Source organism: Vibrio chanodichtyis, from assembly GCF_028863985.1.
Taxonomy (GTDB): Bacteria; Pseudomonadota; Gammaproteobacteria; order Enterobacterales; family Vibrionaceae; genus Vibrio; species Vibrio chanodichtyis.
Genome location: NZ_JARBFT010000005.1, coordinates 175,748 through 195,911 on the forward strand (window position 1 = coordinate 175,748; position 20,164 = coordinate 195,911).

Here is a 20,164-nt window from a genome sequence, read left to right on the forward strand (position 1 = left end):
ACGCATGCGGTATCGTCATGCCTTATTATTGTGATTTTTATTCAAAAAAATAGAAAGGGAAATAATGAAAAAGAGCAATTTGGCCATTATTGTGGCATTGGCTTTGTCTGCGCCTTATTCAATGGCTGCCTCAGTGGGAAATATGAATGTCAGCGGTTTTGGCAGTGTTGGGGTTGGTATTGCCAACAATGACGCAGGCTATGCTGGTTATGAAAATAAAGTGGATTATAAACAAGACTCGCTACTCGGTTTGCAATTTGACTTCCAAGTAAATGACCGAGCTAAGGTTACTACACAACTGGTGGCGAATGGTCGTTATGATTTTGACCCGACAGTTGAAGTGGCGTATTTAAGTTACGATCTCGATTTTGCCACCGTACGTGGTGGTAAACTGCGTACTCCATTCTTTATGTATTCCGATTATTTAGATGTCGGTTATGCTTACCCTATGCTGCGTCCATCGCAAGAGATCTATGAGTTATTGATCATCAGTAACTTTACAGGGATTGATGCTTTAATACCTATTAAGCTAGGTAATACCACGTTGCAGTTACAACCCTTTACTGGTGTCAGCCAAGTTGAAGAACGTGATTCAACCTTAGGTAGTCAAGTCGATATTAAGGATGCCTTTGGTCTAACCGCGAACTGGTACATTGATGACTGGACACTGCGTGGTTCATACACTCAGGCAAGAACTGAAGAGCATGAAAACCTGATGGTGTCTGATAAAAAGTCAACTTTTGCCTCATTCGGGCTGCAATATAATGACGGTGCTTTACTGTTTAATACCGAAGGTATGTTGATGAAGTTATCTGGGAAATACCCTGATGTACAGGCGGTATCGGCTCTACTCGGTTACCAATTTGGAGCATTTACGCCTTATGTCGCTAGTGCTTGGGTGAAGTCTACGGATAATGATCAACGCACTAATCCTGTAGAATCAATCTTCTCTATGAAGCGTACCTCATACTCGGCTGGTATGCGTTGGGATTTAGCTCCGAAGGTTGCATTGAAAACTGAAGTAACATATGCCGATTTCCACGGTACAGTTGGCGGTATTACATCTAATGTAGATCTATCATCATTTAAACCGCTATATGACGACTCTCTTGTCTACTCTGTATCTCTCGACTTTGTATTTTAAGGAATCAGCACAATGAAAAAAACCATTCTGGGTCTGTTAGTGATGGGCTTGAGTTGTGCCGCTCAAGCGGGTGTGGTAGTGATTGGCCACCCTCAAGGTATTGATGCCATCTCGGCAGATGCGGTGAAACAGCTGTACTTAGGTAAAGATCAGCAATTAGCCAATGGCTCTGCTGCGCAGTTGTTTGAACTTAGCGAAGGCAGTGCTGAGCGGGTTGAGTTTCACGGCAAAACCACAGGCCGTAACGATGCGCAGCTGCAATCAAATTGGTCACGTTTAGTGTTTACGGGTAAAGCGGTTGCGCCGGTTATCGTTGCTGATTCTGCAGCGATGATTTCAGCAGTAAAGAGCCAACCGAACGCGATTGGTTATATCGATGAAGCGGCGGTAACAGCAGAGGTTAAAGTCCTGCTCAAGCTGTAAATAGCGCTTAACATTACGTGTTAGCTTACCAGCCCCACCTTATTTTTAGGCGGGGCTTATTTATTCAATAAGGATGTAATTTTACTACTACGACACGAACTCTTTGGCTTGCAGTGGGCAGTTTTCGACGAGTCAACTCTCGTTGTGTGCTGAGTAGGATATTGCAATATTAACCTTGATTGAGCATGAATGATGATCGATTGGGCAAGCATAGATTGTGTATAACCGCAAGATCAGCGAAAATAGCCGCTAATTACGATTCCCACGATGGATTTGATCGGTGCCGTGCTCAGTGCTGAGCTAAATGGCGATCAATCTATGCATAAACCAAAAGAATTTATCCATGGCAAACCAAGAATTTCTTAATGAAATCAATAAGCGCCGCACTTTTGCGATCATTTCGCACCCAGATGCGGGTAAAACCACGATTACTGAAAAAGTATTGTTGTTCGGACGTGCAATTCAAGTTGCCGGTACTGTAAAAGGTCGTGGCTCCAACCAGCATGCCAAATCAGACTGGATGGAAATGGAAAAAGAGCGGGGTATTTCGGTTACCACCTCGGTGATGCAGTTTCCATACGGTGATTCGCTGGTCAACCTGCTGGATACCCCAGGACACGAAGACTTTTCTGAAGATACCTATCGTACTCTAACGGCTGTCGACTCATGTTTGATGGTGATTGATGCGGCCAAAGGGGTTGAAGATCGTACCCGTAAATTGATGGAAGTGACGCGTCTGCGTGATACGCCTATTGTTACTTTTATGAATAAGTTGGACCGTGAGATCCGCGACCCAATGGAACTGATGGACGAAGTGGAAAATGAGCTAAAGATTGCTTGTGCCCCCATCACTTGGCCGATTGGTTGCGGCAAAGAGTTCAAAGGTGTTTACCATATATCTCGCGATGAAACGATTTTGTACACTAGTGGTCAAGGCCACACTATTCAAGATCAGCGTATTATTAAAGGGTTAGATAATCCTGAGTTAGCTCAAGCGATCGGTGAAGAGTTGGCTGAGCAGCTGCGCGAAGAGTTGGAGTTGGTGGTGGGGGCTTCCCATCAATTTGATCATGAACTGTTCTTACAAGGTGAACTGACCCCTGTGTTTTTTGGTACTGCGCTGGGTAACTTTGGCGTGGACCATATGCTAGATGGCTTGACGCAATGGGCTCCGGCTCCGATGCCACGTCAAGCGGCAGAGCGAGTGGTTGAGGCCAGCGAAGAGAAATTCAGTGGCTTTGTGTTTAAAATTCAAGCCAATATGGATCCGAAACACCGTGACCGCATTGCTTTTGTGCGCATTGTGTCTGGCACCTACAAGCAAGGCATGAAGATGAACCATGTACGCTTGGCGAAACAAGTTAATATTTCTGATGCGGTAACCTTTATGGCTGGCGACCGTGCCCGTGCTGAAGAGGCGTTTGCTGGGGATATTATTGGCTTACACAACCACGGTACCATCCAGATTGGTGATACTTTTACCCAAGGTGAAACGCTTAAATTTACCGGTATCCCTAACTTTGCACCTGAGCTATTCCGCCGCATCCGTCTGCGCGATCCGCTCAAGCAAAAGCAGTTGCTCAAAGGTTTAGTACAGCTGTCTGAAGAAGGTGCGGTACAGGTTTTCCGCCCATTGCAAAATAACGATTTGATCGTTGGTGCGGTCGGTGTGCTGCAGTTTGATGTGGTGGTGTCGCGTCTTAAATCAGAATATAACGTTGAGGCCATTTATGAAGGCGTTAACGTGGCGACTGCGCGCTGGGTAGACTGTGATGATGTGAAGAAGTTTGAAGAGTTCAAACGCAAAAACCAGAGTAACCTAGCGCTGGATGGTGGCGATAACCTAGCCTACATTGCGCCGACTATGGTTAACCTTAACTTAGCTCAGGAGCGTTCACCAGAGGTGGTGTTCCGCGCTACGCGTGAGCATTAATCCTGAGCATGATTGACTAAGGTGCACGTTGTATAATTCGTAGCTTAGTGACTAAATTGCAGTGATAAAAAAGCCGATGATGAATCATCGGCTTTTTTACTAGAGATTTTTACTAGCGGTTTATTGACTAGCGAGTTAACGGCTCAAGCGGGTGGCTATTTCTTTTTGGCCTTTTTGACTTTGCCAGTGCTTTTTTTCTTAGCCGTGCTTTTATCCGCTGGTTTCTTGCTGTCTTTTTTCTTTTTCTTGAACACCGGTTTTTTATGTTTAGGGCGTAGGCCATCAACAAAGCGCTCTTTGACTTCCTCTTTGATGTAGCGCTCAACGCGCGCCATCATCGGCTGATCATGCGCTTCAACCAGTGAAATCGCGATGCCTTTTTTGCCGGCACGCGCGGTGCGGCCAATACGGTGTAAGTAAACATCGGCACTGCGTGGTAGGTCAAAGTTGATCACGTGGCTGATGTCTGGCACGTCGATGCCACGCGCAGCAACATCGGTCGCGAGTAGAATGTTGATTGAACCATCACGGAAACGACTGATCGCATTGTTACGGCGATCTTGAGGCATTTCACCTTGGATCCACACGCACGGGATCTGGACTTTTTCTAATTCTGCACGTATTTCTGCCAGGCGTTCACGTGTTTTGAAAAAGACAATGGAACGCTCGGCTTGTTCGGTGAGGATTTTTTTCAGCAGCTCGACTTTATGTGGCATATCATCAGCGCGATGATACCACTGAGAGATCTTTTTACGCTCGCGACGTGGTGGCTCGGCATCGACATGCGCTGGGTTTTTCAGCAGATCGGCAGTAAAGCCTTCGACGCCACGCCCTTCCAAAGTGGCAGAGAATAGCAGAGTCTGTTTACGCCAGCGGCATTCGGTTGAAAGACGATCCACTGTTGGACCAAAGCCCATATCCAGCATGCGATCCGCTTCATCGAGGATTAACCATTCAATCGCACGGCAATCAAAGCGTTCGGCATCAATATATTCTAAAAGACGGCCAGGTGTTGCGACCACGATATCTTGGGTTTTCGCCAAAATGTCCGCGTGCTCTTGGTACTGAACACCACCGGTAATGGTGAAAATATTGAGATGGGTATTTTTAGCTAGAGTTTGGATTTGATCGGCAACTTGCATCGCCAGCTCACGGGTTGGCGTTAAAACCAAAATCCGCGCAGGGCCTGCTTTACGGCGTGGAAAATCGAGCAAATATTGCAGCGCAGGAATCGCAAAGGCTGCGGTTTTGCCGGTACCCGTTGGAGCCGAGGCTAAGACATCACGTCCATCCAGAGCTTGCGGGATCGCTTCAGCCTGAACTTGGGTTGGGCGGCTAAAGCCCATATCATCGATCGCTTCAAGCAGCACCGGATCGAGTTCGAGATCGGCAAAAGTTTTAATCACAAATAATTACTCCACAAGCGTTGAAAGGCTCTGTCTTAAAACAGGCCGCACATTATAGATGGATCACACTTTAGATCACATCTTTAATTACGTCATCTTCAGATAAAAATCGCGTGTCAGTTGGCAAAATGGCTCACTGTAAGCGCCATGCTGCTGGATCACCAGCTCGGTGGCTTGGCTGATACAAGGTGAGCGGTGCAGCTCAAACAGTAACCGATGGACCGGTTTGCTGGCAGTCGCTTGAACCTGACAATAGCGTCCCAGATAAAGTCCTGCCTGTTGGGCTAACGCGATAAATTGCTCGCCTTCGCTTTTTGGCAGAATAAAACTCGCTACGCCGTCTGAGGTTAGTAACTGAGGCAAGCGTGCAATTAATGCTGGATGACTCAAACCGAGCGTGTGGCGAGCGGTGGCGCGAACCGGTTGTTGTGCGCTTGCACCACTAGTGAAATAAGGTGGATTACAAATAATCGCCGCAAAACGTGTCAGCGGTTGCCAATCGAGAATATCGGCCTGTTGGCTTGTAATGCGTGCTGCCCAAGGGCTGTTTTTGCGATTGAGTTCAGTGGCTTGATAGGCGCTAACTTCAATATCGATGGCTGTGATGACAGCCAGAGAGAAACGCTGTGCGCACATTAAACTCAACAGTCCAGTGCCACAACCAATATCCAGAATTGTTACCGGTGGAGTGCTAAAGGCCCAACTTCCGAGCAGTACCCCATCGGTACTGACGGGCATGCCACATTGCCCCTCTTGGATACTGAATTGTTTAAATTGAAAGCTTTTATTGATTAATTTATTGGTTTTCATCGTAAATTTGCTGCCAAACAGGAGTTAAGCGAAAAGCTCTTTCGGAGAGATGATTCATAATATTTTATTCTGTTGGTTGGTGAAAAAACAAGCGCATAAATCAGTTTGTCGTGCTGGTTTTCTTGCGGCAGATAGCACATGTCACTGGGTTATTGTGCTAATTATAAATTATTGTGGCGTTTTTTGCTTTGCGGTTGCGAAATAGCAGCACATTGGTCATTATTCGGCAACACAGGTTAGGGTTAAATTTTACTAAGCTGTGAGATGCATACACAACATTCATTACATTTATAAATAAGGGTTATCTGTGAAGCAGACGTTAAAACTAGCAGATATTTTAGCTTTGGGCTTTATGCTGTTTGCCTTCTTTCTTGGCGCAGGCAATATCATTTTTCCACCACTCGCGGGCCAATTAGCGGGTGAGCATATTACTCCAGCCATGCTTGGCTTTTTAGTGACTGCCGTGGGTTTACCGCTGATCACCATTATTGCGATTGCGGTAGCCGGAGGAAGTTGGGAGCATCTGACCAAAGATTTACCAGCTAAAGCCTCGCTGCTGATGGCGGCCTTGATCCTGATTGTGATTGGTCCTGCCTTCGCCGCACCTCGTACTGGTTTGGTGGCCTATGAAATGGCGGTAAAACCATTTTTTGTTGAGAGCACTCAATCTTATTTAACCATTTTTTCGGTGCTGTTTTTTGCGGTAGCGATGTTCTTTTCATGGTCGCAAGGTAAGTTGGTCGATCTGATCGGTAAGCTACTGACACCAGCATTGTTTATTGGTTTGGCGATTCTTGCGCTTGGGGTATTCATCAATCCACAAGGTGAAATGATTGCCGCACAAGGTGACTACCTAACGCAGCCGCTGACTAAAGGTTTCTTGGAAGGCTACAACACCATGGATACCTTTGCATCATTGATGTTTGGTATTTTGATTGTTGATGCTCTACGTAGCAAAGGGATCACTGAGCGTAGTGCGATTACTCGTTACTTGATCTCCTCTGCCGTGATTGCGGCGATCGGCCTAGCGCTGGTATACGGCTCACTGTTCTATCTGGGCGCGACCAGTGCCAGTGTTGCTGCTGGTGCGAATAACGGCGGTGCGATTTTGAGCCAATATGTGCAAGCCTTATTTGGTGCTAACGGCCAATACGTCTTGTCAGTGATTGTGCTGTTGGCCTGTCTGACGACGGCGGTTGGCTTGATCTCAGCCTGTGCGGATTTCTTTAGCAAACACACTAAGCTTTCGTACAAGCAGTGGGTTGTGATCAATGGTGTGGCGTGTGGTGTGGTCGCTAACGTAGGTTTAGCACAATTGATCACTCTATCGATTCCGGTACTGTTTGCACTATACCCAGTTGCGATTGCCTTGGTTGCTCTGACGTTTGTGCGTCACAAACTGCCGAATCCGCGTATCGCGTATCGGGTTGTGCTATCCGTTGCTCTGCTGGTGGCCTTGCTCGATGCGGCAAAAGTCGCGGGGTTTGATGTAGCGCTGTTCGATTTCTTACCTTTCTTTGAGTACGGAATGGGCTGGCTGTTACCTACTTGTGTGACGATGATCAGTATGTTCTTCGTATCGGCTCAAGTATCTCCGTCACTTGAGCAAGAGTTGGCATAAGCTGATTAAAGGTTGAATGGAGCGGAGGCAATAGCTTCCGCTTTTTTTATGTCTGGATTAGGTGCTTTCTTGCTATTCACCGGCAGAGATTGCGTATTTTTTCCTGTATCTTCATCACGTTTTTCAGTAGAATTCCGCGGTTAATTTCTATCCATAACTCATAAGCCAACATGTTTGAAATCAATCCTATTAAAAACCGCCTGCAGGATGTGTCTGAGCGCACAAATATCCTGAGGGGGTATCTTTGACTATGATGCCAAGAAAGAGCGTCTTGAAGAAGTCAATGCCGAATTAGAACAGCCGGATGTCTGGACTCAGCCTGAGCGTGCGCAAGCCCTCGGTAAAGAGCGCTCAGCACTTGAAGCGGTGGTCGAGACTATCGATCAACTGGATCGTGGTGTTGAAGATGTTGATGGTCTGCTGGAACTGGCGATTGAAGCGGAAGATCAAGAGACGTTCGATGAAATCGGTCCTGAGCTTGATGAACTAGAAGCTAAGCTTGAGCAGCTAGAGTTTCGTCGTATGTTTGCCGGCGATCATGACTCCTCCGACTGCTACCTCGATTTGCAAGCTGGCTCTGGTGGTACTGAAGCGCAAGATTGGACGTCGATGCTGCTGCGTATGTATTTACGTTGGGCGGATGCCAAAGGTTTTAAAACAGAAGTTATTGAGGTTTCAGAAGGTGATGTGGCTGGTTTGAAATCGGCCACGGTGCGTATCATTGGTGATTATGCTTATGGTTGGCTGCGTACCGAAACCGGCGTACACCGTTTAGTACGTAAATCACCGTTTGACTCTGGCGGTCGCCGCCACACTTCATTTGCTTCGGCGTTTATTTACCCTGAAGTTGATGAAAATATCGATGTCGATATTAACCCGGCCGATCTGCGTATTGACGTGTATCGAGCTTCGGGCGCTGGTGGTCAGCACGTTAACACCACCGAATCAGCGGTACGGATCACCCACGTTCCAACCAACACCGTGGTACAGTGTCAAAACGATCGCTCGCAGCATAAAAACAAAGATCAAGCGATGAAGCAACTGCGCGCCAAGCTGTTTGAGCTGGAACTGCAAAAACAGAACGCGGAAAAGCAGGCCAATGAAGATGCCAAATCAGACATTGGTTGGGGTAGCCAAATTCGTTCTTACGTGCTGGATGATTCGCGGATCAAGGATTTACGTACAGGCATTGAAAACCGCAACACGCAAGCGGTACTCGATGGTGACTTAGACAAATTTATTGAAGCTAGCCTGAAATCAGGCCTATAAGCTTTTTACCGACTACACAAGGTATATGCCAATGACTGATGCTGTTCAAAATGAGATGAATCACGAGCACAATGCGCAAGAAGAAAACAAACTGATTGCAGAGCGTCGTAGCAAGTTGGATCACATCCGCAAGGAGTGTAAAGCCAACGGGCACCCTAACTCGTTCCGTCGTGATAGCCTCGCGGGCGATCTGCAGAGTATGTTTGGTGACAAGACCAAAGAAGAGCTAGAAGCGTTAAATCACGTGGTGTCTATCGCTGGTCGAGTGATGGCAAAACGCGGTCCATTCTTGGTGATTCAAGAAACCTCTGGCCGTATTCAGGCTTATGCTGCCAAAGAAGTGCAACAACAGTTAAAAGACCAGTATCAAGGTCTCGACATCGGTGACATCATCGGTGTGCAAGGTGCGCTGCACAAATCAGGCAAAGGTGATTTGTATGTCAATATGGAACAATTCCAACTGCTGACTAAAGCACTGCGCCCACTGCCAGAGAAATTCCACGGTCTGACTGACCAAGAAACCCGTTATCGTCAGCGTTATGTGGATTTGATCGTCAACGAAGATTCACGCAACGCGTTTATCATTCGTTCTAAACTGGTATCTGCCATTCGTAACTTTATGATTTCAAAAGGTTACTTGGAAGTTGAAACCCCAATGATGCACGTGATCCCTGGCGGTGCCTCGGCACGTCCTTTTGTGACTCATCACAATGCATTAGATATGGATATGTACCTACGTATCGCCCCTGAACTGTACCTAAAACGTCTGGTAGTGGGTGGTTTTGATCGCGTATTTGAGATCAACCGTAACTTCCGTAATGAAGGTCTGTCACCGCGCCATAATCCAGAATTCACTATGATGGAATTCTACCAAGCTTATGCAGATTATCAGGATCTGATGGATCTTACCGAAGAGATGCTTAGCTCGGTTGCGCTGCAAGTGCTTGGTACCACGTCACTACCATACGGTGAGCATGTGGTTGAATTTGGTGGCAAATACACGCGGATGAGCATGCTGGAGGCGATCAAACACTACAATCCGAACCACGCTGAGATTCAGGCGTTGGATTACGATAAAGTGCAAGATCGTGAGCATATGGTAGCGATCGCTAAATCGGTGCGCGTCGAAGTTGAACCGTTTTGGACTTGTGGTCAACTGTTAGAAGAAATCTTCGGTGAAACCGCAGAGCCTAAACTGATGCAACCGACCTTCATTACTGGCTACCCAGCAGATATTTCACCGCTGGCGCGCCGTAATGATGATTTCCCATTTATCACTGATCGTTTTGAATTTTTCATTGGCGGCCGTGAAGTGGCGAATGGTTTCTCTGAGCTGAATGATGCGCAAGATCAAGATGCGCGCTTCAAAGCTCAAGTGGATGCGAAAGATGCCGGTGATGATGAAGCGATGTTCTATGATGCGGACTATGTACGCGCACTCGAGCACGGTTTGCCGCCAACCGCCGGTCAAGGGATCGGTATTGACCGCTTGGCGATGCTGTTTACCAATACTCATACTATCCGTGATGTGATTTTGTTCCCGGCCATGCGCCCGCAGCAATAATCGCTGATTGTGATTGATAAAGCCGCTTAATTCGCGGCTTTTTTTATACCGCTCACCAGTAATATGGCCGGGAACAGGCTTGATTTGCCACAGTGAAGAATGCCAAATTATCCGTTTGTCATGATCGAGTTAAGTCAATTGACGAAAATATCACCCAATATCACTAATGATTTGATCTCCGATATTATGTGAACTCACACAAACGTTGACTGGAAAGTTTAGTATTTATAATTCAGTCTTATTTATGAAACAGACGGCAATCTAAAGTCTGGTTAATGTAGTCTATGTGACAAGTGGCAGATGTGGGCTGGTTGGCTTGCATTACAATGATAAATATAAGGAATGTTGTTTCATGAGCACTCATTTCCGTATGGATTCAGTACCGGGCTCACTGATTGTGGTGGGTGGCAGTTATGAACCTTGGCTTGCTGTATTAGAAAATGTGGGTTGGCGCTGTACCCAAGTGGCGGATTTACGTAAAGCAGATACGTTGTTTGTTGAAACAGGGCCATGTATTGGGATTGTCGATTTAACCCATGATGAGTTTAGCCTGAACGGGATTGCTAATCTGGTCAGTAGCCATAAACAAGTACGTTGGCTGGCATTTATTCGTGAAGCGCAGTTAGGCTCAGATACGATTTGCCAATTTATCGTTAATTTTTGTATTGATTTTTTTACCGCGCCGATCCCTGATGCTCAATTGCTCGGTACCATCGGTCATCAGTTGGGGATGCTCAAGCTGGAAAAAAAGGTGTGGCCGCATTTTGGCTCGGCGGGCAACCTTGGTTTGATTGGTGAATCGATGCCACTCAAGCGTCTGCGTGATCAAATCAAACGGATTGGACCGACTGATGTCAGTATTTTGATCTACGGTGAAAGTGGCACGGGTAAAGAAACCGTGGCTAAAGCGATCCACAAAACCTCATCACGCGCTAAAAAGCCTTTTATTTCCGTTAACTGCCGAGCAATGTCCGAACGGCGCTTAGAAAGTGAGCTGTTTGGGATTGGCGAGCAGGATGACGTTCAGCAGTCCCTTTTGTTACAAGCTGACGGTGGAACTTTGCTGTTGAATGATATTTTAACGCTACCGAAAAGCCAGCAACTTAATTTGTTGCGCTTTTTACAAGAAGGGACGGTTGAGACTCGCCAAGGCGTTCTGACGGTGGATGTGCGAATTTTGGCCGCCAATTCATCGGATATCGAAAAAGCGCTGATTGATGGGGATTTTAACGAAGAGTTGTATCACTACATCAATGTGCTGCGGATTAATGTGCCGAGCCTCAAAGAGCGTGCGCCAGATATTGTGTTATTGGCCAAATATTTTCTGCAGGAGTATTCCAAACAGCACAACGCGCAAGCGCGCAGTTTTTCAGAAGATGCAGTACGCAGTTTAACCCGTTACTCGTGGCCGGGTAATGTGCGTGAACTGATGAATCATATTAAACGTGCAGTACTGATGTCTGATAGCGTGGTATTGGATGAGTCGCAGCTCGATCTTCCCAAGCGTGGTGAGGGGCGGCGCAGTTTAAAAAACATCCGTGAACGTTCCGAGCGAGATGCACTATTGCTGGTGTTGGAGTCTAACTTTGGGCAAGTTTCCACGGCAGCCAAAGAGCTTGGCGTGTCGCGTGCGACTATGTATCGCTTGCTCAATAAGCATAATTTGATCACTGATGATAATCTCTCCGCACGTTGATTTAATCAGAGTTTGGCGAGGAGCTGCATAGATGCATAGATGCATAGATGCAGTGTATTGTGATCGTCGATGTTAACTGGGGGCTGGTGTAACCGCCCCCATTGCAACACAAATATCCACGCCCCTGTTAGCGAGGTGTGTAATAACTGGCTAGGAGTATTAACCGGTTAGGCGTAGTAACGTTGTAAAATTTGCGCGGTGAATTGAGTGCGTAAGTAGAAACCGCGTGGCAAGGTTTTAATCGGCCGTCCATTAATGCCGTAAGCCTCAGTAAGAGCTCGTCCATTGGCGGCTTTCGGACGTAGTTGCAGTACTTCACCATGTTTGGCGGTGATTTGCGCCACATTTCCGAGCACAATCAACTCCATTAACTCTTCCCAATCGGCTTTGAGCTGAGCTTCTTCATCTTGATTAGGGCTCCACAGTAGTGCTGAGCCAACACGGCGATCCGCGAGGGGGATTTCTCGCTCACCTTGCACAGGGATCCACAGGACTTTTGATAGCTTATTGCGCACATGGCTCTGCTCCCAAGTTAAGCCATGCACTCCAGTCAGCGGTGCCACACACACAAAGGTGGTTTCGAGTGGTTTGCCTGAATGGCTGATCGGAATACTTTTTAACTCAATACCTAGGTGAGCAAAATCTTGCTCTGGGCGGCTGCCCGCGCTGGCCCCTAAATGCCATTCCAGCAGTTGCCCCACCCAACCTTTATCTTTGCGTAAATCAGGTGGTACCACCATACCGGCTTCTGCGGCCAATTCTGCAAAGCTAAGTCCGGCAATTTGTTCTGCTCGCAACAGGAGTTCGGATTGAGAAGTGGGGGTTGGTTTCATACGCTGGCTTGGTTTGGGGTAATCGGCCAGATTGTACCAATTTTGTTGCGGATTGACATGGATAAACACCGTTCAAATAGCGTATTGAGTCAGGTTAGATCACATGCTGCCTAGGCTGAGCCGAGCGCAGCAGTTTCGCTCAATCACTATTGATGCTTAGGTTATCCACAGCCTAGGTGTTGATCATCAAGCATACTAACCAACTGGTTTTATACACAGTATTGTTAAGTAGACCAATCTGAGCGTTACGCTGGATCTCTCGACTATCTGCTGTAGAGATAATCATGTTTAGCCTCAATTGATGGATCTTTAACCTCTGGTCGGGCTGTTTGATTCGGTGGTCGTGTTCTCTGTTTGTTTTCGGTGCGTAATTTAATTAACCTTTTGTTTTTATGTGTTTTTTGTTTTTGATTGGCTGTTTTTATTGGTTGCTATTCCGTTAAAAAAAAATTTTTTTGCACAACCTCAAAGTTTTTTCACATGGTTATTCACAGAAAACGTGCATAAATGTGCGGAATGTCTCGTAAAGTTGTTGATAACTTAGTTTTTAAGCCGGATTTAGTTTTTTTCGCCGATTTACCGATAAATATCGAAGGAATCACAATAGTAAGTTTGCTCCGTTTGGGGATATGTGGAAAAATCAGCGCAATTAAACAAGTTACTAGAGGTTTGCCAGTGATCGATGGCGATGGTTACCGACTGAATGTCGGGATTGTGATCTGTAACAACCATGGTCAGGTTTTCTGGGCAAAACGATACGGGCAACACTCATGGCAGTTCCCACAAGGCGGGATTGATGATGGAGAATCTCCAGAACAGGCCATGTATCGTGAATTGTACGAAGAGGTTGGGCTGACCAAGAAAGACGTTAAAGTGATTGCGACCAGTCGTCATTGGCTGCGTTATAAGTTACCCAAGCGTTTGGTGCGTTGGGATTCGCAACCGGTCTGTATCGGACAAAAACAGAAATGGTTCTTGCTGCGTTTAGAATGTGATGAATCGAGAATCAACATGCAACGTGGTAGTTCGCCTGAGTTTGATGGTTGGCGCTGGGTAAGTTACTGGTACCCAGTTAGGCAAGTGGTATCGTTTAAGCGTGATGTGTATCGTCGCGCTATGAAAGAGTTTGTTTCATTGGCGATGCCATTTAAAGAGCGAAAAGTGAAGGGTAAACGCAACACTTATAGAGGTTAAGCCGCATGCTTTCTCAGCTAAGGGATATAGTAGAGCAAGTTTCAAAGGTCGAAGATGTCCATCAAGCCTTGGATATTTTTGTCAAGCAGACGTGTGAAGCGATGAACACGGAATGCTGTACGGTCTACTTAGCTAACGAAGAGATGCATCGTTTAGAGCTGATGGCAACTCAAGGGCTGAAGTTCAAAGGCGATAAAATTCACATTGATTTTGATGAAGGTTTGGTCGGTTTAGTCAAGCGTAGCGCTGAGCCGATTAATCTGGCTGAAGCATCAAAGCATCCTAATTTCAAATATTTTAAGCAACTCGGTGAAGAGGTGTATCACTCTTTCCTGGGGACGCCGATCATCTATCGCAAACAAGTGCTTGGCGTCTTGGTGGTGCAGCAAAAGTCGCCTCGTTTGTTTAGCGAAATGGAAGTTTCTTTTTTAGTCACCCTTGCCGCCCAGTTGGCGGTGCTCGTTGCCCACGCTCAAACTCAAGGCCAGTGGCGTTTATCGAAAAAACAACCTGCAATCACTGGGGTTGCGGCTTCTTCTGGCGTCGCGATTGGTGAGTTTTGGTGGGATGATACTCAACCCGATCTAGCCGAAGTGTTACCGGCCTCAACCCTTGATATCGATCTTGAGCAGGGGCGTATCGCGTTAGCGGTTGAGAGTGCGCTGGCTGACTTTCGGCATATGCGTAAAAAACTCGATAATGACATCAACAAAGAAGCGTTGGCTATCTTTGATTTATTTACTCACCTGCTCAATGATCCAATGTTGCGCAAAGATCTCAAAGCGCAGATCCAAAAAGGCGATCGCGCAGATTGGGCGCTGCGCCAAGTGGTGGAAAGTTATTCAAACCGTTTTGCGCGCATGTCCGATGTTTATCTGCGTGAACGGGCGCAAGATATTCGTGAATTAGGCCAGCGCTTACTGTTTTTCTTGCTCAATACTGAGACAAGCGAGCCAAAAATCGATAAACCCGTGATCTTGGTGGTGCGAGAGCTGACCGCAACCGTTTTAGCCGCGTTACCGAAAGACAAGTTGTTAGCGGTCGTTTCACTGGAAGGGGCCGCGAATTCCCATGCCGCGATTTTATCGCGTGCATTAGGCATCCCTGCGGTGATGGGAGTCTCGGTCAACCTGCGTGATATCAATACCAAGCAAGGTATTGTCGATGGTTATCGTGGCAAGTTATTTATTACCCCATCGAAAAGCATTCTGAATGAATATCGCACCTTGGCCAGTGAAGAGCGTGAGTTGGCACAGATGGTCAATGAGGCGATCCATGAGCCTGCAGTAACGTTAGATGGTGCAAGAATTGAGCTATTATTGAATGCCGGACTTAACGCTGACACTAGCAGTGTGATTAATCAAGGTGTTGATGGGGTTGGGCTGTATCGCACCGAAATCTCGTTCTTATTGCAGCATCGTTTTCCTTCCGAGCAAGAGCAAACGCAACAATACCGCCAAGTGTTAAATATGTACCCTCATCAATCGGTGGTGATGCGTACCCTCGATATTGGTGGTGATAAACCTTTGCCCTATTTGCCAATTGAAGAGGATAATCCATTTCTTGGTTGGCGTGGCATTCGCTTCACCTTAGATCACCCTGACATTTTCATTATTCAGTTGCGTTCCATGATCAAAGCGAGCGCAGAATCTGGCAATTTATCCATTTTGCTGCCGATGATTTCGGGCGCGAAAGAGCTGGATGATGCGCTAAAGTTTATCGATCAAGCCTATCAAGAGGTTTCACAGTTGGATCCGCGCGTGGTGATGCCGAAAATTGGCATCATGCTTGAAGTGCCTTCCATGCTCTATTTATTACCGCTGATCGCTGACAAAATTGATTTTGTATCGGTTGGCAGCAATGATTTAACCCAATACTTACTGGCCGTGGATCGTAACAATGCGCGAGTGGCGGATGTGTATGAATCGATGCATCCAGCGGTGGTGATGGCGCTCAAACAGATCCAAGTCACTTGTGCCATTCATCGTATTCCGGTGTGTGTTTGTGGTGAGTTAGCCGGCGATCCGATAGGGGCTTTACTGCTGATAGGGCTTGGTTATACCACCTTAAGTATGAATGCTTCGAATATCGCCAAGGTAAAATATTTGGTGCGTCATTCGCAATTGGCTGAACTCAAGCAACTTGCCGAACAAGCAGTAAGCCAACCCTATGGACGTACAATCTACAATATGATGGTGTCGTATATCGAACAGCAGGGATTTGCAGATTTTGTGCGTGCAGGTAAACAATAGGAACCGAATGTGAATCTTGAACTCTTAGCATTACTGTTGCTATTAGGTGCTGTGGTCGGGGTGTTGGCTGGTTTGCTCGGGATTGGCGGTGGTTTATTGGTTGTCCCCGTGCTGTTATTTTTATTGCCCTCCGCTGGTATTGCGCTGGATATGGTGATGCAAGTGGCTTTAGCTACTTCGTTAGCGACCATTATTGTCACCTCTGGCTCGGCGGCGTTCAATCATCTCAAGCTGGGTAATGTTGATCTGTTTGTGGTCAAATGGTTAATGCCTGGGGTAGTGATCGGCGGCTTTGGCGGCGCGCTGCTAGCTGAACTGATCCCCAGTCAATATCTGCCCAAGGTATTTGGGGGAATCGTCTTGGTATTGAGTTGGCAAATGTTTCGTTCGATTCGTCTCTCGCATGATTATCCAATGCCCAATGCTTTACTGACTACGCTATGTGGCACAGGGATCGGTGTGGTTTCAAGTTTGGCAGGGATCGGTGGTGGCTCGTTATCGGTGCCATTTTTAAATCGACATGGCATTGAGATGAAAAAAGCGGTTGGCTGTTCTTCAGTCTGTGGCTTTGCGATTGCCATTGCGGGCATGGCGGGGTTTATTTGGCAAGGTTATCAGCTCGAAAATTTGCCACCATACAGTATTGGCTATGTTTATCTGCCCGCTTTGCTGGCGATTGCGACGACCTCAATCCTGACCACGCGGATTGGTGCTAAGCTCGCCAGTCAAATACCGACGGCACAGTTGAAGAAGTTATTTGCGATTTTTTTAATGTGTGTTGCTGTGACCATGTTATTTCAATAACGCCATAAATCATGGCATTACTATTTTACAAGAGAAGGTTTGTTATGCCCGAGGGTTACCTGCAGTTTCCTAATATTGACCCAGTACTGTTTTCTATCGGCCCGCTGGCGGTGCGTTGGTATGGTTTAATGTATCTGGTCGGTTTTTTATTTGCGATGTGGTTGGCGAATCGTCGCGCCGAGCGGCCAGCTAGTGGTTGGAGCCGTGAACAAGTCTCCGATCTGTTGTTTGCTGGTTTTCTCGGTGTGGTGGTTGGTGGGCGAGTCGGTTATGTACTGTTTTACAATTTCGATCTGTTCCTTGCCGACCCAATCTATCTGTTTCAAATCTGGACCGGTGGTATGTCATTTCACGGTGGCTTACTGGGTGTGATCGCTGCGATGGCCTGGTATGCCCACAAAAACCAGCGCACTTTCTTTGGCGTGGCTGATTTTGTTGCGCCCTTAGTGCCATTTGGATTGGGCATGGGGCGGATTGGCAACTTTATGAACAGTGAATTGTGGGGACGGGTAACGGATGTGCCTTGGGCCTTTGTGTTCCCCAATGGGGGACCGCTGCCACGTCATCCTTCGCAGCTTTATGAGTTTGCTTTAGAGGGGGGGGTACTGTTTTTGATCCTCAATTGGTTTATCGCCAAACCGCGTCCGCTTGGTAGTGTGTCTGGCTTGTTTTTAGCCGGCTATGGTAGTTTCCGTTTCTTAGTGGAATATGTGCGTGAGCCGGATGCGCAGTTAGGTCTGTTTGGTGGCTTCATTTCGATGGGGCAAATCCTCTCTTTACCGATGGTGATCATCGGGATGTTGATGGTGGTGTGGTCTTACAAACGTGGTCGCTATCAAGATCGTGTCGTAGCAAAATAGGGTAGTTAGGTGAAACAATATTTAGAACTTTGTCAGCGCATCGTCGATCAAGGTGTTTGGGTTGAAAATGAACGCACTGGCAAACGGTGTTTAACCGTGATTAACGCCGATTTGACTTATGATGTTGCCAATAATCAGTTTCCACTGGTGACAACCCGTAAGAGTTTTTGGAAAGCGGCGGTCGCGGAATTACTGGGCTACATTCGTGGCTATGATAACGCCGCCGATTTTCGTCAGTTAGGCACCAAAACTTGGGACGCCAATGCGAACTTGAATCAAGCTTGGTTGAGTAATCCTTATCGTAAAGGTGAGGATGATATGGGACGAGTTTATGGCGTACAGGGTCGAGCGTGGGCTAAACCTGATGGCGGGCATATCGACCAATTGCAAAAAATTGTCGATGATTTGACGCGTGGAGTGGATGACCGAGGTGAGATCCTTAATTTTTACAATCCAGGTGAGTTTCACATGGGCTGTTTGCGTCCCTGTATGTACAGCCATCACTTTTCGTTATTAGGGGATACCTTATATCTCAATAGTACTCAGCGTTCGTGTGATGTCCCGCTTGGGCTCAATTTCAACATGGTTCAAGTCTATGTGTTGTTGGCCTTCATGGCGCAGATCACCGGTAAAAAACCGGGTATGGCTTACCATAAGATCGTCAATGCTCATATTTATCAAGATCAGTTAGCCTTGATGCGTGATGTGCAGCTTAAACGTGAGCCACTCGCTGCGCCTCAGTTCCATATCAATCCTGAGATCAAAACGCTGCATGATTTGGAAACTTGGGTCACTTTGGATGATTTTGAGGTAACGGGATACCAGTTCCATGACTCGATTCAATATCCGTTTTCGGTCTAAAGGCAACACAGGCTAGAGCAATAAATTGTGTTTGAGATCGCCAAACAGCAAAAGCGCCCAAATTATGGGCGCTTTTTTATCCATCGATAGTCAATAAGGCTTAAGCTGTTAAAGCGAGGATTGCACCTGGAATGACCACAAATACACCCAGTAAGTAGGCAAGCACCACCATTTTATTTTTACATGCCCAAGTTGAAATCAGCTCAGCCCCTTTGATCGGCAGTTCGCGCAGGAATGGAATACCATAGATCACTACAGTTGCCAGTAAATTAAAGCATAAGTGTACCAAAGCAATTTGTAGAGCAAATACCGCAAACTCACCTGAAACCGCTGTTGCCGCAAGTAGTGCGGTGATACAAGTACCGATATTGGCACCTAGCGTGAATGGGTAGATTTCGCGGATCTTTAATACACCAGAACCGACCAAAGGCACCATCAGGCTGGTTGTCGTTGACGAAGATTGTACCAGTACCGTTACTACAGTACCTGATGCAATTCCGTGCAGCGGACCACGGCCGATGGCATTTTGTAAGATTTCACGGGCTCGGCCTACCATCAGGCTTTTCATCAGTTTACCCATTACGGTAATCGCCACAAAAATGGTCGCAATACCGAGCACAATAAGCGCAACTCCACCTAATGGATAACCCAGAAACGCAAGTTGGCTTTCAAGAGTGCTGAGTACAGGCTTAGTAATCGGCTTGATAAAATCTAAGCCTTTCATGCTCATATCGCCGGTTGCCAGCAATGGTGATACCAACCAGTGTGACACTTTGGCTAAGATACCAAACATCATTTCGAGAGGTAGGAAAATCACGACTGCTAACAGGTTGAAAAAATCGTGGATAGTGGCACTGGCGAACGCACGGCGGAATTCCTCTTTACAACGCACGTGACCTAGGCTGACCAAGGTATTGGTAACGGTAGTACCAATATTAGCGCCCATCACCATTGGAATCGCTGTCTCAACCGGTAAACCTCCGGCGACTAAGCCAACAATAATCGAAGTGACGGTACTTGAGGATTGGATCAGGGCGGTGGCCACTAAACCAATCATTAATCCCGCAACTGGGTGTGAAGCAAATTCAAACAGAACTTTAGCTTGATCGCCAGTCGCCCATTTAAAACCACTGCCGACCATCGCGACAGCAAGAAGTAGTAGATACAGCATGAAAGCCAAGTTTGCCCAGCGCAGGCTCTTCGTCGTCAGCGAAATTGACGCTGTTGGGGAAGTTGCTTGGTTTATCATCATTTTCTCCGTGGACCGTTATTTAAAGGTGCGGTCGGTTATTCAATTCGAGGCCGATGGTAGAGTGGAAATATTTCACTAATATGACACTTTGGTGTAATCGGCAATTAATTGATCCAATTTTGCCGCTGACTTAAAAGCTTAGCCAATTTGATTTTTTTATCTTGCTGATTTTAAAGGGATAGCAAGCGCTGGTAAGGGATGCGCTCGAATGGGGAGATCGGCAATAAAGTTGCAATAAGTCG

16 protein-coding genes are annotated in these 20,164 nt (G+C 46.7%); 12 read left to right on the top strand and 4 right to left on the bottom strand.

The genetic code is table 11. The features are described 5' to 3' along the window. Positions 1-64 precede the first annotated feature (64 nt). The 3 genes from PUN32_RS07325 (at position 65) to prfC (ending at position 3,500) form a co-directional block, all read left to right on the top strand. Entirely contained in the window at positions 65-1,144 is a 1,080-nt protein-coding gene (locus PUN32_RS07325) for a porin (RefSeq protein ID WP_274722459.1), read from the top strand. A gap of 12 nt (positions 1,145-1,156) precedes the next feature. Next, positions 1,157-1,567 (top strand): type 2 periplasmic-binding domain-containing protein, encoded by a 411-nt coding sequence (locus tag PUN32_RS07330; protein WP_274722460.1) that lies wholly within the window; start codon positions 1,157-1,159, stop codon positions 1,565-1,567. A gap of 343 nt (positions 1,568-1,910) precedes the next feature. Continuing rightward, positions 1,911-3,500: a peptide chain release factor 3 gene (prfC, locus tag PUN32_RS07335; protein ID WP_274722461.1), complete on the top strand. Its 1,590-nt coding sequence runs from the start codon at positions 1,911-1,913 to the stop codon at positions 3,498-3,500. 155 nt (positions 3,501-3,655) lie between these two features. Here prfC and srmB read toward each other — a convergent pair whose 3' ends face one another. Together srmB and PUN32_RS07345 are read right to left on the bottom strand one after the other, a co-directional pair. Continuing rightward, positions 3,656-4,906: an ATP-dependent RNA helicase SrmB gene (gene srmB / locus PUN32_RS07340; protein ID WP_274722462.1), complete on the bottom strand. Its 1,251-nt coding sequence runs from the start codon at positions 4,904-4,906 to the stop codon at positions 3,656-3,658. A gap of 87 nt (positions 4,907-4,993) precedes the next feature. Continuing rightward, positions 4,994-5,716 (bottom strand): tRNA1(Val) (adenine(37)-N6)-methyltransferase, encoded by a 723-nt coding sequence (locus PUN32_RS07345; RefSeq protein WP_274722463.1) that lies wholly within the window; start codon positions 5,714-5,716, stop codon positions 4,994-4,996. A gap of 307 nt (positions 5,717-6,023) precedes the next feature. On the opposite strand from PUN32_RS07345, the gene brnQ reads away from it, so the two are divergent. From brnQ to vpsR, 4 genes are all read left to right on the top strand, one after another. After that, entirely contained in the window at positions 6,024-7,337 is a 1,314-nt protein-coding gene (gene brnQ / locus PUN32_RS07350; RefSeq protein WP_274722464.1) for a branched-chain amino acid transport system II carrier protein, read from the top strand. Between the two features lie 170 nt (positions 7,338-7,507). Beyond that, a protein-coding gene (gene prfB, locus PUN32_RS07355) for a peptide chain release factor 2 (protein WP_166013554.1) occupies positions 7,508-8,606 on the top strand; the annotation gives its coding sequence in 2 pieces (ribosomal slippage) (positions 7,508-7,582 and positions 7,584-8,606; 1,098 coding nt in all). Between the two features lie 31 nt (positions 8,607-8,637). Beyond that, positions 8,638-10,170, top strand: coding sequence for a lysine--tRNA ligase (gene lysS, locus PUN32_RS07360; RefSeq protein WP_274722465.1), 1,533 nt, complete (start codon positions 8,638-8,640; stop codon positions 10,168-10,170). 352 nt (positions 10,171-10,522) lie between these two features. Continuing rightward, positions 10,523-11,866 carry a cyclic-di-GMP-binding transcriptional regulator VpsR gene (gene vpsR, locus PUN32_RS07365; RefSeq protein ID WP_274722466.1) on the top strand — a complete coding sequence of 448 codons (1,344 nt, stop codon included), beginning with the start codon at positions 10,523-10,525 and terminating at the stop codon, positions 11,864-11,866. A gap of 167 nt (positions 11,867-12,033) precedes the next feature. On the opposite strand, the gene mutH is transcribed toward vpsR, so the two are convergent. After that, a complete protein-coding gene (gene mutH / locus PUN32_RS07370; RefSeq protein ID WP_166013551.1) occupies positions 12,034-12,699 on the bottom strand; it encodes a DNA mismatch repair endonuclease MutH in 666 nt (221 codons plus the stop codon). Between the two features lie 675 nt (positions 12,700-13,374). Here mutH and rppH point away from each other — a divergent pair. The 5 genes from rppH to PUN32_RS07395 are packed head-to-tail and all read left to right on the top strand — an operon-like array spanning position 13,375 to position 18,670. After that, positions 13,375-13,893 carry an RNA pyrophosphohydrolase gene (gene rppH, locus PUN32_RS07375; protein WP_166013550.1) on the top strand — a complete coding sequence of 173 codons (519 nt, stop codon included), beginning with the start codon at positions 13,375-13,377 and terminating at the stop codon, positions 13,891-13,893. A gap of 5 nt (positions 13,894-13,898) precedes the next feature. Beyond that, positions 13,899-16,145, top strand: a complete 2,247-nt coding sequence (gene ptsP, locus PUN32_RS07380) for a phosphoenolpyruvate--protein phosphotransferase (RefSeq protein ID WP_274722467.1) — start codon at positions 13,899-13,901, stop codon at positions 16,143-16,145. 9 nt (positions 16,146-16,154) lie between these two features. Next, on the top strand, positions 16,155-16,949 hold the full coding sequence (locus tag PUN32_RS07385) for a sulfite exporter TauE/SafE family protein (protein WP_274722468.1): 795 nt from the start codon (positions 16,155-16,157) through the stop codon (positions 16,947-16,949). A gap of 44 nt (positions 16,950-16,993) precedes the next feature. Beyond that, a complete protein-coding gene (gene lgt, locus PUN32_RS07390) occupies positions 16,994-17,809 on the top strand; it encodes a prolipoprotein diacylglyceryl transferase (protein WP_274722469.1) in 816 nt (271 codons plus the stop codon). A gap of 9 nt (positions 17,810-17,818) precedes the next feature. After that, on the top strand, positions 17,819-18,670 hold the full coding sequence (locus tag PUN32_RS07395; protein WP_274722470.1) for a thymidylate synthase: 852 nt from the start codon (positions 17,819-17,821) through the stop codon (positions 18,668-18,670). Between the two features lie 100 nt (positions 18,671-18,770). Here PUN32_RS07395 and PUN32_RS07400 read toward each other — a convergent pair whose 3' ends face one another. Then, a complete protein-coding gene (locus PUN32_RS07400; protein WP_274722471.1) occupies positions 18,771-19,919 on the bottom strand; it encodes a Na/Pi symporter in 1,149 nt (382 codons plus the stop codon). Between the last annotated feature and the right edge of the window lie 245 nt (positions 19,920-20,164).

Coding starts and splice junctions, on each gene's coding strand:
- mutH (WP_166013551.1), bottom strand. CDS start 12,699: ATGAAACCAACCCCCACTTCTCAATCCGAACTCCTGTTGCGAGCAGAA.
- PUN32_RS07325 (WP_274722459.1), top strand. CDS start 65: ATGAAAAAGAGCAATTTGGCCATTATTGTGGCATTGGCTTTGTCTGCG.
- PUN32_RS07330 (WP_274722460.1), top strand. CDS start 1,157: ATGAAAAAAACCATTCTGGGTCTGTTAGTGATGGGCTTGAGTTGTGCC.
- prfC (WP_274722461.1), top strand. CDS start 1,911: ATGGCAAACCAAGAATTTCTTAATGAAATCAATAAGCGCCGCACTTTT.
- lysS (WP_274722465.1), top strand. CDS start 8,638: ATGACTGATGCTGTTCAAAATGAGATGAATCACGAGCACAATGCGCAA.
- vpsR (WP_274722466.1), top strand. CDS start 10,523: ATGAGCACTCATTTCCGTATGGATTCAGTACCGGGCTCACTGATTGTG.
- PUN32_RS07400 (WP_274722471.1), bottom strand. CDS start 19,919: ATGATAAACCAAGCAACTTCCCCAACAGCGTCAATTTCGCTGACGACG.
- PUN32_RS07345 (WP_274722463.1), bottom strand. CDS start 5,716: ATGAAAACCAATAAATTAATCAATAAAAGCTTTCAATTTAAACAATTC.
- lgt (WP_274722469.1), top strand. CDS start 16,994: ATGCCCGAGGGTTACCTGCAGTTTCCTAATATTGACCCAGTACTGTTT.
- ptsP (WP_274722467.1), top strand. CDS start 13,899: ATGCTTTCTCAGCTAAGGGATATAGTAGAGCAAGTTTCAAAGGTCGAA.